General features: G+C 46.3%; 16 protein-coding genes and 1 pseudogene. 3 read left to right on the top strand and 14 right to left on the bottom strand.

Annotation, left to right across the window (positions count from 1 at the left end):
• Positions 1-114: 114 nt before the first annotated feature.
• The 4 genes from FY534_RS03525 to FY534_RS14805 form a co-directional block, all read right to left on the bottom strand.
• Positions 115-420 (bottom strand): spore coat protein, encoded by a 306-nt coding sequence (locus FY534_RS03525; RefSeq protein WP_072874765.1) that lies wholly within the window; start codon positions 418-420, stop codon positions 115-117.
• Between the two features lie 24 nt (positions 421-444).
• Positions 445-723 carry a hypothetical protein gene (locus FY534_RS03520; protein ID WP_203115242.1) on the bottom strand — a complete coding sequence of 93 codons (279 nt, stop codon included), beginning with the start codon at positions 721-723 and terminating at the stop codon, positions 445-447.
• 227 nt (positions 724-950) lie between these two features.
• Positions 951-1,268 carry a thioredoxin family protein gene (locus FY534_RS03515; protein ID WP_072874764.1) on the bottom strand — a complete coding sequence of 106 codons (318 nt, stop codon included), beginning with the start codon at positions 1,266-1,268 and terminating at the stop codon, positions 951-953.
• Between the two features lie 206 nt (positions 1,269-1,474).
• Positions 1,475-1,597 carry a hypothetical protein gene (locus FY534_RS14805; protein ID WP_255567414.1) on the bottom strand — a complete coding sequence of 41 codons (123 nt, stop codon included), beginning with the start codon at positions 1,595-1,597 and terminating at the stop codon, positions 1,475-1,477.
• A gap of 157 nt (positions 1,598-1,754) precedes the next feature.
• Here FY534_RS14805 and FY534_RS03510 point away from each other — a divergent pair, with 157 nt between their 5' ends.
• Positions 1,755-2,711: a ring-cleaving dioxygenase gene (locus FY534_RS03510; protein WP_203115241.1), complete on the top strand. Its 957-nt coding sequence runs from the start codon at positions 1,755-1,757 to the stop codon at positions 2,709-2,711.
• Here FY534_RS03510 and FY534_RS03505 read toward each other — a convergent pair.
• The 4 genes and pseudogenes from FY534_RS03505 to FY534_RS03490 all read right to left on the bottom strand — a co-directional run bounded on the left by FY534_RS03505 (position 2,694) and on the right by FY534_RS03490 (position 7,855).
• Positions 2,694-3,962 (bottom strand): LysM peptidoglycan-binding domain-containing protein, encoded by a 1,269-nt coding sequence (locus tag FY534_RS03505; protein ID WP_203115240.1) that lies wholly within the window; start codon positions 3,960-3,962, stop codon positions 2,694-2,696. The two genes, FY534_RS03510 and FY534_RS03505, sit on opposite strands and share 18 nt — an antisense overlap.
• A 67-nt stretch (positions 3,963-4,029) precedes the next feature.
• Positions 4,030-5,961: a thioredoxin domain-containing protein gene (locus FY534_RS03500; protein ID WP_203115239.1), complete on the bottom strand. Its 1,932-nt coding sequence runs from the start codon at positions 5,959-5,961 to the stop codon at positions 4,030-4,032.
• A gap of 47 nt (positions 5,962-6,008) precedes the next feature.
• Positions 6,009-6,173 (bottom strand): annotated as a pseudogene (locus FY534_RS14800) (DUF255 domain-containing protein); the annotation flags it as partial.
• A 1,271-nt stretch (positions 6,174-7,444) separates the two neighbouring features.
• A complete protein-coding gene (locus FY534_RS03490; protein WP_203115237.1) occupies positions 7,445-7,855 on the bottom strand; it encodes a hypothetical protein in 411 nt (136 codons plus the stop codon).
• Positions 7,856-9,397: 1,542 nt separating this feature from the next.
• On the opposite strand from FY534_RS03490, the gene FY534_RS03485 reads away from it, so the two are divergent.
• Together FY534_RS03485 and FY534_RS03480 are read left to right on the top strand one after the other, a co-directional pair.
• Entirely contained in the window at positions 9,398-10,840 is a 1,443-nt protein-coding gene (locus tag FY534_RS03485) for a hypothetical protein (RefSeq protein ID WP_203115236.1), read from the top strand.
• A 38-nt stretch (positions 10,841-10,878) separates the two neighbouring features.
• The gene (locus FY534_RS03480) at positions 10,879-11,607 is read left to right on the top strand and encodes a DUF5131 family protein (RefSeq protein WP_203115235.1); all 729 of its coding nucleotides are present in this window, start codon (positions 10,879-10,881) and stop codon (positions 11,605-11,607) included.
• 8 nt (positions 11,608-11,615) lie between these two features.
• Here FY534_RS03480 and FY534_RS03475 read toward each other — a convergent pair whose 3' ends face one another.
• The 6 genes from FY534_RS03475 to FY534_RS03450 all read right to left on the bottom strand — a co-directional run bounded on the left by FY534_RS03475 (position 11,616) and on the right by FY534_RS03450 (position 19,326).
• A complete protein-coding gene (locus tag FY534_RS03475) occupies positions 11,616-12,716 on the bottom strand; it encodes a three-Cys-motif partner protein TcmP (protein WP_203115234.1) in 1,101 nt (366 codons plus the stop codon).
• A gap of 12 nt (positions 12,717-12,728) precedes the next feature.
• Positions 12,729-15,773, bottom strand: a complete 3,045-nt coding sequence (locus FY534_RS03470) for a type I restriction endonuclease subunit R (protein WP_203115233.1) — start codon at positions 15,771-15,773, stop codon at positions 12,729-12,731.
• Positions 15,774-16,946: a restriction endonuclease subunit S gene (locus FY534_RS03465; protein WP_203115232.1), complete on the bottom strand. Its 1,173-nt coding sequence runs from the start codon at positions 16,944-16,946 to the stop codon at positions 15,774-15,776.
• On the bottom strand, positions 16,943-18,487 hold the full coding sequence (locus FY534_RS03460; protein WP_255567413.1) for a type I restriction-modification system subunit M: 1,545 nt from the start codon (positions 18,485-18,487) through the stop codon (positions 16,943-16,945). Before FY534_RS03460 ends, FY534_RS03465 begins: the two co-directional genes overlap by 4 nt.
• Before the next feature lie 229 nt (positions 18,488-18,716).
• Positions 18,717-18,932 carry a tyrosine-type recombinase/integrase gene (locus tag FY534_RS14980; protein WP_203115231.1) on the bottom strand — a complete coding sequence of 72 codons (216 nt, stop codon included), beginning with the start codon at positions 18,930-18,932 and terminating at the stop codon, positions 18,717-18,719.
• A 61-nt stretch (positions 18,933-18,993) separates the two neighbouring features.
• Complete coding sequence (locus FY534_RS03450; RefSeq protein WP_203115230.1) at positions 18,994-19,326, bottom strand: integrase core domain-containing protein; 333 nt, start codon at positions 19,324-19,326, stop codon at positions 18,994-18,996.
• Positions 19,327-19,381: the final 55 nt, after the last annotated feature.

The following is a 19,381-nucleotide window of genomic DNA, read 5'->3' as shown; positions in this document are numbered from 1 at the left end:
CTCATATCCTACAGACTTTTGTCCATGAAAAAACGCACCTTTCTTTTGAAAGAACAAGAAAAGTGCGCAAAATTTCGTATTGAAAGGTGAAATAAATATTCTCTTCGCCAATGATTATTGAAGAGGAATTTGGGATACTTCCTGAATCATGTTTTGAATTTGACCTTGCGCCTTTTGCAGTTTGTCGGCAGGAGCCTGTTCAATCGGATACCAACCTTTTTTCTGCATCACATGAAAAATCTGGCGAGCCATTTGGTGAGTTTCCGTCAAAACGGTCATTAAATCACTGTGAAGATGATCGCATCCTGCTTCACGAACAGCTGTGTTGAATGAGTCTGTTAAATATTTGCATGTGGACAAAGCATCGGTCAACGCTTCGCGATCGGCAAATGGAACATTCGATGTAGATACGGAATTCATCGCAATAGCACACTCCTGTCTGATTCAGTGCTGAGAAGAAGACATCTTTTGAGTTGCATTCGTGCAGTGACCTGCGAGCAATTGCGCATGCCTGATGTGCGTTTGAGCCATTTGTCGGAGCAAGGACTGCACTTCGGTATCTTGGCAGGAGGAAATGTTATGCATACATTTTTTAGCCGCATTTGTCAGCCAAGAAATCTCGTCTTGCAAATACTGCACATCTTTCACTGCCAGTGTACCTGGTGCTAGAGATTGCGCATTCGCCATATTCATGGACGATGTGGTTTGCGTTTGGTTTTGCATTGAGTAAACGCTCCTTTACCTGCTTTTCGAAATAACCTGGTTACCATAACTAAAAGGTCACTTCATACCCAGTATGGGCGTAGAAGCGACCTTTATGCATGATATCCGATTTGTGACAGACTACTCTTCGAATTTACTCTCGTTTCATACAAAAAAATGCTTCTAAATCCACAAGAAAAGTGGAAATAGAAGCTTCCCAAATGAAAACAGATGGACAGTTCTTTTAATTAAGCGTACGCAGCAACCAGAAATTGGTGAACCTGTTGTGCCGATTTGGCGTCACGACTCAGCAGACGATTCTTCAACTCGCCGTTTTCAAAGACCAGAAACGTGGGTATACCCAAGACTTCATATCTTTCAGCAACTTCTGGAACCTCATCGCGATTGATACGATAAAGTTGAAACTGCGAGGCAAATTCTTCTGCCCATTTGGGCATATCACCTTCAATACGACGGCAGTCTGGGCACCAATTAGCGTAAACCTCTACAATCACATGCCCGCTTGCAATAGCTTCCTCGAATTGAGTCAAAGTGGTCAGTTCCATTCTATTTCCTCCTCGCTATCGCGGATTTTGGTCTATCCCGCGCCGCGGGGTCGCTACTTCGTTTTTATAACGAAAGTATTTTTCTCCGAGTGGATCCGCGATTTCAAATTTCCATACGCTTAAACAAACCTTTTCTGCCAACTCTCTTATTTTACATCAGTTTGTTCAGCATGGGAAACTGACCCACAAAAGAACTGAACTTTGGATTATTTTTTCGGCATTTGTTTGCCTGAACGGCGTTTCTCACCAACAATCTTCTCTTCATGCTCTTCGCGTGGCAGTGTTTTATTGGCATCGTTATGTGCAGGTTTTCCGTGTTCTTGTGTCATTTTGTCTCCTCCAGTCTACTGCAATTCATTTTTGAATGGCTGAGCGTAGTATGGGACAGCATGAGACAAGTTATGAAAAGATTATGCTATACTCAACGATGTAACTTATCAATTTAAAGATGCTTCTTTCATGTTATTTTAGAAAGGATTGATCACCTTGTCGTTACAACTGCATGGAATCCATCACGTAACCGCTGTGTCGGCCAATATAAAAAAGAATTATCAATTCTATACGCAAATCATGGGTCTTAGATTGGTTAAACGAAGTGTCAACCAAGATGATGTCAGTGCTTATCATTTATTCTACAGTGGAGACGCACGTGGGATTCCAGGAAATGATTTAACCTTCTTTGACTGGGATATTCCCAAAGAACAGAGAGGCAGTAACAGCATTACCAGGATTGGCTTGCGTGTTCCTACTCTGGAAGCGTTAAAATTTTGGCGTAACTGGTTGGTGGAACATAGAATCACTAGCAATACGATTCAAGAGATAGACAATCGTCCCACACTTCTCTTCAATGACATTGAAGGTCAGCGATTTGCGCTAATAGTGGATGAATCTGAATCCAATCAACACGTCGCCTGGGAGAAAAGTCCTATTCCCGCCGCTTATCAGATACGCGGGCAAGGGCCTATTTGGCTTTCCGTTCAACATATGCGCTATCTGGACGCCATATTATCCCAGGTTCTACACATGCGTCAAGTCAGACAGTATACGCAAAAGGAGAATTTGCAGACCTTCGTTTATGAGATGGGACCAGGAGGACCAGCTGCTGAACTTCACGTACAGGAGGAACCTCATCTGCCCCCATCGCAACTGGGTGCCGGAGCCGTCCATCATGTCGCATTTCGCACACCCAATGAAGAAGAATATCAACAATGGATTGAGAAAATTCGCAGTTTGCGAATTCCAAACAGTGGTCCGGTAGATCGTTTTTGGTTTCGCAGCTTGTATTTCCGCGAACCTAACGGAATTTTGTTTGAAATTGCTACGGACGATCCCGGTTTTGCCATTGATGAAAACCCAGAAACGCTTGGTGAAAAAGTTGTCCTGCCACCTTTTCTCGAACCAAAACGCGCAGAAATTTTGGCAAATTTAAAGCCAATTGACTGACTGGAAGTTATCTTGAAGCATTGGGACAAACTGGGGAAAACGCTGTTCATACTGCCAGGGAGCGATACCAGCCAGAGAAAAATATTCAACAAGCTGCAACTTGAGCTGTAAGCTGCGCGCATCTTCAAACCATAATTCATGAATGCGCCCTTTTTTGTCTTGATAGGCAAACCAGGGAGTTAGGCTTCGCCGGTCAAATTGAATTGGGATATTTTCTCGAATAGCGATTTGTACTGCATCTTGAACACCGATTACCCCGGCGACTTCACCCGTTTGAAAAGGAACAAGCCAGTCATAAGCGTAACGGATGAGTCCTAACAACAGTTGCTGACGAGGCACTTGACTCAGTGCATATTCAATGGATGACGCAACTTTCATAAACGGAGCGATAGGACCAGGTCTTCCTGTTCCCCAGTGCCAGTTGTAGGCCATGACGATAAGATAATCTGCATAAGCTTGCAGAGCACTATAATCGTAAGATGCCAAGCCAGAAGCATTCGGATTATCATTCAACGTGATCGGCATCATACAAATGAGAAGAGGAATGTTGCGTTGCTGCAAGTATCCGGACAATTGTTCAATGAATATAAGAAAGGATGTATGTAAGGAACCTGGAATCATTTCAAAATCAATGATAACTGCTTTGTACGCTTTTCTATCTAAGATATCGAGCAAAGTGTTCAAATATTTCTGCTGCTCTGAGTCGGATTGAAGCATGATACGAAGTGCGTCGGCACTAAATTGCTCACCAATCCAATTGGAAAAAACGGCTGCTGGTACACTTCGGGTCTGTTCAAACGCTTGAAGAGCGGAAGCGTCGTTAGCAGGTACAATTTGTCCATTTGAGGTCATACCCTGACTAAAAAGTCCGATGCTTGTGGATACAGGCGCAAATTTTTTTACATTTTTTGCGTCCTGATCTGGTGTTGTGAGTTCAAGAAAACCGGCTACGACTACCCCTCCTTTTTGTTGACTCGGAAGTTCGAGAATGTCACCCGGTTGCGGATTGGCTATCCCTTTATTGCTGGAACGTAATGTTTCAACAGTTAAACCATACCGCTCGGCAACTCCAGAAAAAGTATCCCCCGGCATCCACACATAACTTCTTCCGCCTGGCACAACCAATGTCTGGCCAGCTACCACTTTCTCACTGGGCAGTGCGTTCTGAACCGCAATTTCTTCAACATCGACGCCCATTTTTTTAGCTATGGATGATAACGTATCCCCATTTTGTACAACAACTAAGCGCATCCCCACTCCCCCCTAAGAGGAGCATATGCGGATGCGCAACGTCTGTTGACGATTAGTTTTTGAAGAATCAGGATGGACTGGCAAATTGACTCAACCAACTCGCGATATCTGTCACGGGGGCTTGGCAAGCAAAGTTACTGCACTGATAACCTGTAGTTTTCCCTTCTACTGTAGTGAAGGAAGGAAGTCCATCCCATATATTCGATTTTTCTTCGCGTTGATCCCAGAATAGAGTCACTGAATTGGGCAGAAAAACATGTCGAAGCGGCTCTAACATAGCCTGAGTAGCCGGATGATCACGTAAGCCGACAACGACAAACTCATTCACAGGAAAACTGAACCAAAATCCTGTAGATAAAAGATGGATATGCGCTTCTGGATATGCACGAGCATCTTGCAGGAACGTTTGCAAACATTGTTCCGCTAACTGAATCCACTGAGTATCACCCGTCAAATACCCGACACGGCACATCTGTACAGCAAGTACACTATTTCCCGAAGGTATAGCTCCATCTTCCGCAATCTTGCTTCGTACAGGAACGTCTTGAATTTCATGTGCTGAAAGGAAGAAAGCTCCACCTGACTTGTCCCAATAATCTGTCACAACTTCGTGTAAAAGCGTAAGAGCCTTTTCCAAATAACGTTTGTCATAAGAAGCTTCATAGAGTTCTACAAGCGCCCATATATAAGTTGCATAATCTGTAAGATAAGCGCGATATTTAGCTTCTCCTGCTCGATAGCGTGCCATCAGGCCAGTCTCTAAATGTAAATTTCCCCAGAGGAATGCCTCTGATTGAATGGCTATCTCAAGCAAATCAGAGTCTTCCAATATACGCGCCCCTATGGCCAATGCAGCAATCGCCAAACCGTTCCATCCGGTTAGAATTTTATCATCCAGATGTGGCCGTGTTCTGGCCGATCTCGCTTTGAGCAATAGGGGGCGAGCCTCAAGCCAATCCTGGGACCATTTTTGTATCTGATATGGATCACGTTCGTTTTTGAACATATCGAGATCAGCATGCTCCCAAAAGCCATGCAATACATTTTTCCCTTCAAAATGCCCTATATCTCGAATGCCAAACATCTCAATGACCGACTGGGCCAATTCTTCTGGCAACACGCTTACAATTTCTTCTTTATCCCAACTATAAAATTTGCCTTCTTCCCCTTCTGAATCAGCATCTTCTGCAGCATAAAAAGCACCTTCTGGGGAAAGAAGCGAATTTTTCATATAACCGAATATTTCTTGCGCCACTTCTGCGTAGCAACGTTTGTTTGTCATTTGGTAGGTTTCCAAATAAACCATAGCCAGAAGGGCATTATCGTATAACATTTTTTCAAAATGGGGAATTTCCCAGCGAGCATCGACTGAATAACGGGAAAAACCAAATCCAATCTGATCAAAAATTCCTCCCATTCGCATGTTTTGCAACGTCTTTTCCACCATTTGAAGTGCCATTGGCTGATTTTCAAAAAGCGAATATCTTAACAAAAACAAGAGTTGATGTGGCATGGGAAATTTGGGTGCATCACCAAATCCTCCATATTGCGAGTCAAAACTATCTGCCAGTTGCTCATACACTGTATGCAACAGCGTTGAATCCCAGCGCCTATACTCTACTTTCGATTTCTGTCTTTGCGACTCTTCCATAGCTTGAATCATACGCTGTCCGGATTTTACAAGCCTATTCCGATCTGTTTCCCACAATCGTGTAAAATGCTCCAATAACTCCATTAATCCGATACGACCAAACATGCGACGCTTAGGAAAATACGTCCCCGCAAAAATCGGCAGTTTTTCAGGTGTGAGAAGAACGGTTAATGGCCATCCACCCTGACCTGTAAATGCTTGGCAGATCGACAAATAAACGTGATCGACATCCGGCCGTTCTTCGCGATCTACCTTTACTGAAATGAAATAACGATTCAGATAAGCTGCAACTTCTTCATCTTCAAAAGATTCATGTGCCATGACGTGGCACCAATGACATGTTGACATACTAGGGCTCTCATTTTGGGTGTTCTATTCATAGCCCCGAAGGGCTACGAATAGCCGATGGACAAGAATACCGGTTTGCCCTCTCGCCCTGCTTTTTTGAAGGCATCTGGCCCCCATGGAAACCAATCAACTGGGTTGTATGCGTGTTGAAGCAGATATGGTGATTTTTCATTAATCAAACGGTTGGGCCTGCGACTGTTCTTATCGGTCATTGATTGGTCCCCTCTCGTAAAGGAAAATGTATCCTGAATCCATTGTACCCATCAACAATCTTCTTACTCAACGAGAGTTATGAGGTGGGCAAGTGAAATGGGGGGTTCCGAAGGCCAACAATGTCATGAATCTTGATTGCAACCTGCGTTTACAGCGGTAGTGTGCGCGCTAGAATAGATGGTGAGTCGGTGAGGTCAGACACCGACGATGACGGCATCACCTCCGTCAAAACACTGCGAATGTTGGGCAAAGGACCGTCGGACCAGGGCGGTCTCTTTGCTTTGTGGCGCCTGGTCACGCCCGATTCCGAACGAGCAGAACTCGTTCCACAATCAGTCATACCGCTTGTCGGCGCTGGATCAATCGGAGAAAACATCAGAACATCAAAAAGGCCACCTGTTGATTGCCCTCAACAAATGGCCAGCCCGAACACCTTCCATCGACTCGTAACGGACGGGTTCCTATCCATTGTACGATGTTTCGCCAGAGAAGGTTGTCCGAATCGTCAGTTCCCTAGAAAGCAGAACAATAACAATTGACGGGAATCGTCTAAACAACGTGGAAGACTGAGTAAACAGAGACCACATCCCCCACAGCGGTCCTTTTTTGGCTTGTTTCCACGATAACGGGGCAATATCGAAATTCGGCATGATGGTGTGATTGAGGCTCTGCCCCCCTCAACCATGAGGGGGTGGATGCTGGATGCAGACGGGGGAGTTTGCTCTTCCAAGCCCCCTCGGGGGCGATTGCCTTGCCGAAGGCAATGAAGAGGCAATAGGGGGCATAGCACTTTTGTTCTTTTGACTTGTCCGCAGCGAGAAAGAATGGGAAAAAACGAGATAGAACGTGTCAATCACAGACGCGGAGAGACACGAGATAACAGGTCAAGAGATATGGCCGGCAAAACAAATTGCGCCTCGAATGGACAATGGATTGTTGTCAACACCGTCGGAGTCAGAGAATCGTGAAGGAAAACGCTGAGAATCCAAGGCAAAAGGTGTGACAACATCAAGGGCATCTTTGCCGATATGATTTCCCCAGTTGAGGCAAAGGACGGTCAGACGAGGCAGTTAGGAGGAGGATAAGGATTGTAGCAGTATCTTCGAGAGAACATTGGATGCAAATCCCTTCTTCCGCAGTACCCTCTGAAGAGTATGGGAACAATGGAGGAAGAAAGATAACGGAGAGAGGAAGAAGATAATACAAACACGGCATTCTCCTGTTTTCTTCCTTTCCTCCAACAAGAAGGCTCTGCTTTGGAGGCATCACCTCATTTACGCATCGAAATCAAGTACCGAACCTCTTCTTGTTGATTGCCCGGCAACTGAGCAACCAGCGCATCAAGCGCTCTCTGCACAATCTCGGTTTGACTTTGGCCAAATTTGAAAGCCAACGCACTCAATTCATGTCGGTAAAACGGCTCCAGAATGAAGTTGGTTTTCGATTTGCTGGATGTGTTTTTCATAGGTCCAGCACCGCCATCCTTCAGCATGGCCCTCTGTCTTTCCAACTTCGCGGACTGACGGTGCTTTTTCTGACAATGCAAACACACTTCAGGATGCTTCTTTTCCTTGTAATTCTGAACTTCTCCAGAAAAACGTGGCATTTCCTCTCCACAAGAATCGCATTTGATGACCTCGTTGGGATCATATTTGACTTCTCGTCCGTTGACTTGATACATGAACAATCACTCCTTCAAATGTTGGGGCTTAAATCCCCATAACCCCATAAACTTCTCGCGATCTCACGCCGAACAATGAGTATGGTCTTTGTATCCACAGGAGAGACAAATATAGCGGAGTAATTGGAACAAATCTTTGTAGTGGAGAAATAATGGGAACAAAGTGTTCCCAGTCATGGAGAGGAGAATTCAGGAAACAACGTGCACTCGGGTGATGTCTTGAATGAGTGTGACTTGCCCACATCGATCGCAAAAAAGACAAGGCACTCCGTCTTGGTGAAAGTCTTTGATGACATTGTGCGTCCTTGACAAACGCAAGATGACTTGTGGACCCCTTCCCCTTGGATGACTTGGTGATTGTCCGTACAGCCTCATGACGGCTTCAAAGTCCAAAAGTTCGTTTCGTGGAACATCTGTGGGTACGCTCGACGACTCAATAACTTCCCCCAGCCATTGGTCATGATTGCCACATGCTGTGCATGTGTTCCCGCTGAGTTTTCTCTTCATGGAATCACCTTCCTTATCGTGGTTTTGTTGCTCTGATCTACTTCAATGCTAGAACTGCTTGGCAGAGGATTTCAAGAAAACTTGAGTGTTTTTCGGTATCATTTTCAGGACAAAGTTTGTTTGACTTTGGTAGAGAAGACGTTCTAAACTAGAAATAGAAGCAAGGAAGAAATATCTCCTCTCATCATTTCTATCACGTTCGTTTCCCCAAACCATCACAACTCCTTGAGGTACTACTGTTTCACACTCGTGTTCTGTTCCCACACAACGAAATATCGAGAAGACCCACGGTGCCGGAGAACGTGGTAAAAGAAACGGACTCGCTGGAGGATTCTTTGTCGTGCGTTCATGTTGGGTAGTACGACTTGTGATCCCTGTATGTCAGGTAACTGACAATGGAGCCAACGGAAGCGAGATGTCGGTCGTCAGAGGACCATCCGGCTCCTTTCCCAGAGAACAGTGAAGAACAACTCATTCGTCACTGTTCTAGTCCCGTCCGTATGCCAACTATTTGGCAGGCAGGCACATCTTGGTGAGAAACCACGTGGTAAAGTACGACCTGGGCACGCCCGATGAGGGAAGATGTGTGTGAAAACGGGTCTCTCCGATGCCGTACCCCCGGCTCCAGACGGAAGACTCTTGCCCTGTTTCATGGCAGGGCAGGGGCATCCATGCCGACAGCCACTCTCCACCGGAAGTTGGCACCTGGAAGGACAAAAAAGATTCCGAGATTCGGACGTTCCGTCCTGGCAGAGCGAAAGCCCCGTGGTGTTCAGCAAACTCCTACGTTTCACAACGAAGATGGCGAAGAAGCAGCAAAAATGATTTGCAAATGAGTGTCAGGTGCAATGCCACTTTCTTGTCTTGTAAGTTTTCAGAATTTTCACTTCACATTCCACAGACCGTCTACTTGATGCCAATTAAGCAAAATGATGATTTTGTTGACTTCACGCTCAAAGTTTGACTTCCATCCAATGAATGGTTCACTATCTCTTCAAAGCCTTCGACAAATTCTGTAAGACAAGGAGAATACTTATGCCCTATCTGAAACTACATGAAGGGTTCAATCAATTGTTGCACATATGCAGGGAATTTCATGACATGTGGCCGTCCGTCACCTTTCGAATTCTCGGACGACAGGTTCCCGATAGTGACCACGTCAAAACCGTCATCTGCAATTTTCAAGCCACGCCAAACAAAGGTCGCGAGTACAGCCAAACTTCGATTACGGCTCCTCTTGTTATGGAGGGAACCGTTGGTTTTCAAGAGTTTCTATCATTGATCAGTGCCTGGTCAAACGGTGAATCAGGAACGTTGGGTGACGTAGTCCTTGAGTGCCCCGATATTCATCAGGTGGACTTTGACCAAAGCGTGTTGGAAGACGGTCTCTACAACCCACTCCTGACTGACCTACCAACATTTCAAAGCAAATACCGGTTTCACAGAATCAGCGGTGGAGGCAACGACCAAGACTCTGATGTAGAGACGCAAGTCTATGAATTGTGCCGGGACTTGGAACAACTGCCCGACGAGTGGATGATGGAGTACCTCGGTGTCAGAGTAACTCCAGGAGTACGTCCGTACTTGCATATGATTTTTCCAATATGTGTAGGAATAAACACGTCTTACGATAAAGAATTGCGTCAGTGTCAGGTGAAACTGGCATATCGCCGCCCTATGTCGAAGAACGATTTCTGGGTCAGAATGAGTTCGGGAAGATGGCAGGCGTCACTCCCCTCGTATTCATTTCAGGATGAACAACAGGCGGACGGCTGGCATTGTTCATCCTTTGAATACCCATTACCGTCTGATGACGATCCAGATCGTGTGAACGTTTGGGTAGGGAGGCTTCCGCAATCGCGTTCTTTCGAGTGGTCCACAACCATCGCCATGGAGAAACCGCGAACACCGGTTCAAGTTCGACAAGATTTTCTGAGAGTTTGGTATGATTACGCAGGCCAACAAATCGCCAAGCATGCCCAAAGACAGGAACCTGGCACCAGGGGTAAAAGCGGTAATGTCTCAGAGCAACTGGAAATCCTGGTCTCGAATGTTTTCAGCGCTATGGGTTTCTCTGTATTTTTTGGAGGGACAATTCTCAAAACACCAGGGATCGACCTTGTGGCTTTTGATTCTGCCGAGAGTAATGTCTACGTCATCAGCGTTACAGTCTCAAACGACCTGGACAAGAAACTACGCACATTTCTCCCGGCACTCCATGATCTCGAAACAGCATTGCACGGATGGCTCATTCGTCCAGTGATGGTATCCCTGGAATCAACAAAAGCGTTCCTTCACAACGATTTTGTCAATGCTCAGCAAGCGGGTGTTGTCTTATTGAGTGAAGAAGACCTTGAACCGCTAAGCCTAGAGTATCCCGACTTGGACGCTTTTCGTAAACATCTGGTTCGGGAATTCGATACTCTCAAAATGCTCACAGGAAACAACACGGGAACATATGTTCCCATCAAGTTGTAGAAATGATATACTACATGAGTAGATAGGTGGTGGCGTAAATGGCGGTAACCAATTCGCACATCGAATGGACGGACGCGACTTGGAATCCCACAACAGGGTGTACAAAGGTCAGCGAAGGGTGTAGACACTGCTATGCTGCGACCATGGCAAAACGTCTTCATGCAATGGGACAGCCACGCTACCAAAACGGGTTCAAATTAACGCTTCATGAAGACCTGCTTGATTTACCACTTCGTTGGAAGAAACCACGCCGAGTGTTTGTGAACAGCATGTCTGACCTATTTCACAAAGACGTCCCAGATGAGTTCATTCGGAAAGTGTTCAGCACAATGAATCAAACGGAGCGTCACACATTCCAAGTTCTAACCAAGCGTCCTGAAAGGGTCGCCAAAATGGCTAATGACCTCAAATGGACTTCAAACATCTGGATGGGGACTAGTATTGAAGACATGCGCGTTTCAAATCGTGCTGATTATCTACGCGAAGTTCCAGCAGCAGTTCGCTTCCTTTCATGTGAACCCCTTCTGGGCTCTTTAGAGCCGCTAAACCTTGAGGGCATTCATTGGATTATCGTCGGCGGTGAATCAGGACCAGGAGCACGTCCAATGAACCCAAAATGGGTTTATGAAATACGTGACAAATGTCAAGCAGACCACGTCTCCTTCTTCTTCAAACAGTGGGGTGGCGTTCAAAAACACAGGACAGGTAGAGAAATTGATGGGCAGACGTGGGATGAAATGCCCAAACGAGACCTCTCTCTTGGCTGACCACCGACTCAACTTTCTACAAATTTCATCCGAGTTCTTGGTGGAAATGTGCCTGCTCTTCGTTTACCGTAAACAACAATTTCGTCTACTTGTTCCATAGGCTTTAGTACCTGCCTCTTGATATGAGTTGTGAGAAATGGGGTTTCGGTTAAGACATAATTCTCAACTTCCTCTATGGACGCCTCTTTGCCTGCAAACCGCCTGGTAATAAGCCTCCTGAGATAAGCAAAGTCGGGTTCGTTGCCAAAGAGGACCATCTGATTCGGGTCAGTTGCATCAGAAAATGAAAAACCACCACTTTGATCAACTTTCCACATGGCTTCTTTCATCTTTTGGAGTCCAAGTTTGTGATTGGTGCCGTAAAACAGAAAATACTTTGTAGTGTCGCGGAACCCCCTCATCTCAAAAGACCTAACATATCGGGCTGCTCTTGATTGAAGTTGGAGGTGATAAAAATCATGAATTTTCCGCTTTCGTTCGGCTGGTCCACATGACAAATCCAAAGCCGACCACTCTGTGGTGCCAAACAATCTCGTCTTCGCATTTTCCTGGTGCTCCCGCTCAAAGAACCTGTTTAGAAACTCATACATGAAGTTGATGAAAACTTCTGTTTTAGGATTCTTCATCATTCGTTCTATCAACTCAAACGGTAAGTTGTACCCAAAAGGGTCGATAAAAGCGAATGTTGGAACCATAGTAGTGCCGTTGCTTTCAACAAAATCAAGAATGTCGGTCGCAATGCTCTCAAAAGACGAGTTCTCCAGAACGATGTCAATGGAACGTGGAATTCTCATGGAGTTTATCTGTTCCCGAAGCACTCCAAAGCGTTCTACGTCCTCTTCAATGAATAAGCAAATGATTTGTGGCTTTTTCCAACCCTTGCTACGACACTCCTGAAGATAATTCATAGCCTCTTTGATTACAATAATCGGAGAACCGTCCTCACCTTGGGAGTAGATACCTGGACCGCTGTACCCGTCAATGAAGAGAAGCCGTTCCTCGTTGAACCCCATAATGCGGAACCATGCACGCAGATACTCACGCAGAATGATGTGTTTGACTTTCGTATGATCCTCCAACGGCCATACTACCGGCACTTTGCTTGGCACCTGTTTCTCCCCCTATGCCTCTAACGGCCAATCCTTGTACTGCTGCTTGGCTTCTTCCACAATAGCACTGGTCAAAAATCGAAGCGGTTCACCCGTGATGTTTTCTTTGAGCAGGACGTGTTTCACTGCCAAACTTACCGAGGCAAATACGTCAGCACGGTGAGGTGAAGTCCAGTCCGGTTGGAACTTTTTCTTCATGGCCGACACCACTTGATGTATCAGATTGGCAACAAACTCGTTAGTGAAGGATTCTTGCCCCATCTGGCTTACAATGTTGTAAAAGGCGACTTCTTCTTCACTCAGACCCAAGTCTTGTCGGAACTTCTCTTCCGAGTCTGTCTTATGCTTAATGTCCATCATGGCGCGTAAGACATCGGCTGCCTGAATCACGCGGGCGTGATACTCTGCAATCGTCTTTTCGAGCAACTCTTTGAGGCTTTTGGACATCTCCCGATCCTGTCGAAAAACCGCCACAATCCGCTCTTCAAGCAACTTCTGAAGCAGTTTCAGGCGCAAATCCACATGCTTTTTCTTCTCTAGATCAGCCATGAACTTCTCGTCGAGAATACTCAGATCAGGGCGTTCGAGTCCTGCGACCTCAAACAAATCCAGTACCTTATATGCTTGAACGCTTTCACGAACAAGGCGATTCAGGTCTTCCTCGACTTCTGCCCGTTTCTTTCTCTTTTCACGACCACCCACCATAATTTTTCGGACTTGGGTGGCAAGGATGTCGTACAGTAGCACTTCGTTCCCTCGCTCAATGACGGCTGGCAAATGGCGTACCAGTTGATGTGCCGCACCAAGCCTTGCTTGGGCATTCATGAAGTCTTCCTGCTTGGGCCCCAATAACTTGTTGACCAGTTCCGCAATCCAGTCCTCCTGCTCAACTTTCGTCCACGCACGCCAGCCAATCACATCAAGGTCACCCGGCAGATAATTCCGCACTTCTTCGAGTGCTGAATCAAAGATTTCAACCGCCTGCTCGATGTTGAAGGTGGGTTTCCCTCGTCCACCGCCATCGGTGTACCGCCTGGTCGCCTCTTTCAGCGCCGTTGCAATCCCAATGTAGTCCACAACGATCCCACCCCGTTTGTTCGGAAACACGCGGTTGACCCGTGCGATGGCTTGCATCAGGTTATGACCCTTCATCGGTTTGTCCACGTAAAGAACCGATACAGGTGGCGCATCGAAGCCCGTCAGCCACATATCACGGACAATGACAATTTTGAGGGTGTCTTTCGGGTTCTTGAGTTTCGCCTTGACCTCATCCTGCTCTTCCTTGTTTTTGATGTGGGCGTACTCACTCCCTGGTTGCTTCTCTCGCCATGCCTTCGGGTCTTTGGAGACATCGCCTGTCATCACGATCTCAATTTCAGGGCAACCATTGACCTTCTTCATCTGGTCATACAAAGCCACGCAGATTTCGCGGCTCATACAGACCACCATTGCCTTATCCTGCGATGACGCCTTCTCAGAAAAGTGCTTCAAGATGTCTTTGGCGAGCGTTTCTAGGCGGTGTTTTGTACCAACGACTTTCTCTAGTGCAGCCCACTTCGCACGATGCTTGTCGAGTTCGTTGCCCGACTCCGCATTGGCGATAATGGCTTTGTAGTCTTCGTCAATCTTTGCGTTGGTTAAATCGAGGGGAATCAAGCGGGATTCATAATAGATGGGGACCGTCGAATGGTCTTTCACAGACTGGAGCATGTCGTAGGTGTGAATGATGTTCCCAAATACTTCCTCGGTGTCACGGTCAGAGAAACTGATCGGCGTTCCCGTGAACCCGATAAACGAAGCGTTGGGCAAAGCAGTTTTCAAGTGACCCGCAAAACCCGTGTCTTCATACTGGGTCCTGTGCGCTTCATCGGCGATTACAACAAGGTTACGCCTTGTCGATAGAACGGGATGGACTGATTCGTTATCCTTCAGACGGAACTTCTCGACGGTAGAGAAGACAATTTGCCCGCTCTCGTTTTTGAGCAATTCACGAAGTTGCGTGGCTGAACTGGCTTGGTGGACATGACCAATGTAGGACTTTGCAGCCACGAAGGTATCGTATAACTGGTCATCCAAATCCGCGCGGTCTACCTCAATCATCACACTCGGATTATCCATCTTTTCATGATGAGACAAGATTCCGACAAAGAAGAGGATAGAAATAGATTTACCGGAGCCTTGGGTATGCCAAATCACCCCGATTTTGCGATCTCCATCGGGTCTGGTGGCACGAACGGCTTCATCTACAGCAAACCGAACGCCGAAGAACTGGTGGTACTTTGCTCCAATCTTCTTCATCTCGGCTTCGTCAACGAGGAACGCGATAAAATGCTGAATGTATTCCAACAGTCTGTCCTTCGGGAACAGCCCTTGAATCAGCGTGCGCATCGAGTTGGTCACACTATCATCCACGGTTCGCCCATCAATCGACTTCCATGCAGCAAAGAAGTCAAGCGGAGCCCCTGGCATCCCGTGGAGCGTTTCGGCTCCATCGGATACCACACAAAAAGCGTTATAGTCAAACAGTTGGGAGATGTCATAGGTGTAGTTGGTGATTTGGGTGTACGCATCCTCGACCGTGGGATCAACCTTGTACGGATTCTTCAACTCGAACACGACGAGAGGCATACCGTTTACATATATGATGATGTCTGGTCGCCTTGACATCCGTCCCTCGATAGAAAGTTGGTTGACCACCAAGAAGTCATTGTTGGTCGCCGTCTCCCAATCAATTGGGTGCGCATGGACTTGGCGGATTTCCCCGTCTACTTCGTAGGAGAAATCAACTCCCTTGACCAGCATCTCATGCAAACGGAAGTTACGTTGCTGCCAAGTTAACCCGTCTGGATTGCTAAAAACTGAAGCAAGAGCATCCATCGGAACGTCTGGATACTTCCCTGTGAGAAACTGTTTGAGACGGTCTTCAAGAACGACCTGTTTCAGGTCTCTACGACCCTCTTCATACAGGTCATGTCCGTAAAGATGCTCGTACCCGAGGAGTTTCAACCTGTCAATTGTCGTCTTTTCGAAATCCGTTTCGTACAACCGATCAGCCATTTACACCACCTCCTCGACTCTCTCCTCTTCTTCACTCAACTCTATCTCACCTGACAACAGGCCAGGCAATAAGTGATCGCGTGTCGCGGTAAGTACCCGTTTTTCCGATTCATTCATTGCTACCATTCGGTACATTGGAGCCACTTTATCATCAAATTCCTTCAGAACATCTTCCGGAGGCACCAAAACCTTTGCTTTTGAAAAATGTTCGGCTCTCACGGCAGGATAGGCGCTTCCGTCGGCATTGCTCGCTAAATAGTCCACAAATTGCTCCGTGGTTGTGTGGGCAAACAGATAGGATGATGGGATACTGCGCGGACTGAGTACTGCGAAACCTGTTGAAACAACCATGTTTTCTGGTGGTTGATAAACTAAAAGATATGATTTGCGATTGGGTCTGACCATTGACCAAATTACATCACCGTCCATTACCAATCGCTTCGCACGACTTGGGGCATCCTCAATTGCGACAGTTGTTGTCTTCTGTAGCCGACCGACTTCAACAGAAGATATGTCAACGTACTCAATCAAAGAATGTTCGTATGACACGGAAACACTGCGCTCGTTGATGTCAACAACGTCACCGAGAGAACAAACCTTCCATCCTTTTGGAATCGCCCCAAGTTCTGATTCTACAAATTCTTCATCCTGGAACGGACCAAAATCAACAAACCAATGTCTATATAGTTCCATCGCCATCTGTTCCAGCGTCTCGTTCATACGATCATTCAGTTCAATCTTGTCATCGAACGTGCCAACAATGTCAACAATTCGTCTTTGGATGTTAAGTGGCGGAACGCTCACCTGCAAGGAATAAATGTGATTCCTGTTCAGTGAAGGCTGTGCACTTCCTGAGTTGAATCTGGAAAAGTCAATGTTCTTCAGAAAGTAGTAAATAAACCTTTCATCATTCCCATGAAAGTCTGTAACGAACAAAACTGCATTGTGCGGCCAGTAATCAACTGGACTGTATGTTACTTCTCCTATGGACGAACCGCTCCGACCAATGGTAACTCCTGGTCCCTTGGCTCTAAACACATCATGATAGCCAGTTAGACCAGATGAGCCGATGACTGGTACGTTTCCGGGATTTCGCCTGGTTTCAGGCAAGTCATACCCTCTTTGAATCGAAACAACGTCTCGAAGTTCAAGAGTTTGCCAGGTGTTCTTCACAATAACTCCTCCAGGTTACGGACAATTTTCTCTTGAAGGACTTGAGATTCTCTAAACTGATGGAGCAACAGTTCTTGTAGAGTCATGATTTTCTCTTCAAACGGTTCTCCCCCATCGTCTTCATTCACTTCAGTACCAACGTAAATACCAGGAGTCAACTTATAATCGTTTTTCTCAATATCCACCAATTTGGCAACTTTGCAAAAACCAGAAATGTCCTCATACGTGGCTCCCTCAGTTCGGTATCGGTGATAAACCGAGGCGATTTCATCAATTTCATCCTGTGACAATGCTCTTTGCTTTCGACTTACCAGTGAACCTTTCTGACGGGCGTCAATGAAAAGAATCTCATCTCTCCTATTTCGGAAGCCCTTCTGCCCATCTCGATTCTTAGAAAAGAAGAACAGGCTACATGGAATCGTTGTAGTAAAAAAAAGTTTCTCTGGCAATTGCACGATACAATCAACATATCCGCCACTAATCAATCGTTGGCGAACGTCTTTGTCACTGGTGGTGTTGCTTGACATCGCGCCATTTGCCATGACGAAACCTGCCGTTCCACCCTCTTTGAGATGGTAGAGAAAATGTTGCATCCACATGTAGTTGGCGTTGCTGTTGCTGATGGGTCCGATGAGCCGTGGATCATCATCGAGAATATTGTCCGCGCCCCATAATTTCATGTTGAACGGCGGATTTGAGATGACATAATCAAACTGCTGTCCCTTGTACGAGTCTTTCAGCAGGCTGTTTCCAAGGCGAATTTCCGCATTGATACCGTGAAGCAACACGTTCATTTTGCCAAGACGAACCGTGTTCTCAATCACTTCCTGCCCGTAGAAGGACAAAGCGTGTTTATTTTTCGTGTACTTCTCCGATTGAATAAACATACCACCTGACCCACAAGCGGGATCGAAGACGGTTCCCGCAATCGGCTCCAACATCGCAACGAGCAAACTGACAATGGATGACGGTGTGTAGAATTCTCCGCCGCGCTGCCCCTCGGTACTCGCGAAGGTGCCGATGAAGTATTCATAAACACGCCCCAGCACATCCACACTCTGATGGTTTTGAGTACTGAATTTCTCCCGAGAGAAGATGTTGATGAGTTCCGTCAAGTTCTCTGCCGGCAAATTGGATGTCTGATAGATGCGACGTGGAAGGATGCCCTGCAATTCTTTGTTCTCATCTGCAATCAACGTCATAGCGTTATCGACGAGTGCCTTGATGTTTGCTGCCTTGGCGTTCTTCACAAGAAAGGACCATCTGGCATCATCTGGAATGATGTAGACCTGTTGCGATATGTATTGGTCAGGGTCATTAAGGATTTCCTGTTGTACTTCTGGGCTCGCGGAGGCCCACTCTTTCTTCACCATCTCTTCGATTTCGGCTCTGCGTTTCTCATAGCGAAGTGAGAGATACCGTAAAAAGATGAGGGGTAAAACAATATGTTTGTAATCAGCCGGCGAGATGCTTGCTCGCATCCGATTGGCGGCCTCAAAAAGGTCATTTTGAAAGTCGATGTCTGCTTGTACGGTTGCCACAGCGAATCCTCCTGAAATTCCGTTATTCTTTCATTTTACGATAAAAATGGAATCTGCCTAGTGGCATGGATGCAGGTTAATGAATTTCATCGATCCATTTGCGTACGACACCATTCATAAACTGCGTCACTCCCACCCGATCCATAGGATGAGAAGTCCCCCCTCTCCCTTGCGATCACTGCGCAATTGACATGAACAGTTCGTGATATCCCTGACCCATTCCAGGCTGTCAGAGTGACAAATACATCGATGATGAGTCCTCAGGGCGCACGTGCAGGTACTTGGAAGTCGTTGCTGCATTCGAATGTCCCAGTGTTGCCATCACTAAATGGATGGGAGCATTCCGTTCAAGACTGTGCGTTGCGTGCGAATGTCTGAGCCAATGACTAGACACGTTGCGGTCAATGCCTGCCCGCTCGGCTGCCCTTTTGACGATCCGATGCACTTGAACCGGGCTCGGATTGACACCCGTAAGTTGGACATAGCTCTCTTTTTCTAGCGTTTTCTTAGACTTTCACATTTTCTTTCGGTTTTAATCCGGTATTACAATGCTTTTTGTGAAACTCGACCGGCGATAAGTAGTGCAGGCTGGAATGCATCCTTCTTTCATTGTAATATTCCATGAATGAAACCACTTCCCGATATGCCTGTGTATAACTCTCAAATTCAAAGCGAGAAAAACAGTCATCTTCCAGTATCCTGTGAAAAGATTCGATATGAGCATTCATATTTGGTGTCTTTGGCGGTATCCGCTCATGCTCCAGCCCAAGTTGTTCACATGTGGATTCAAACAGGTGACTGACAAACTGTGGCCCATTGTCGGAACGAATTACAGGCAACTCGGATTTCCCGTATAATTTTCGTTGATGTTAGGATCAAACTGTGGACAGGGCG

The organism is Alicyclobacillus sp. TC (assembly GCF_016804365.1).
GTDB classification, from domain to species: Bacteria; Bacillota; Bacilli; order Alicyclobacillales; family Alicyclobacillaceae; genus Alicyclobacillus_I; species Alicyclobacillus_I tolerans.
This window is presented reverse-complemented; position numbering and strand designations above follow the sequence as displayed.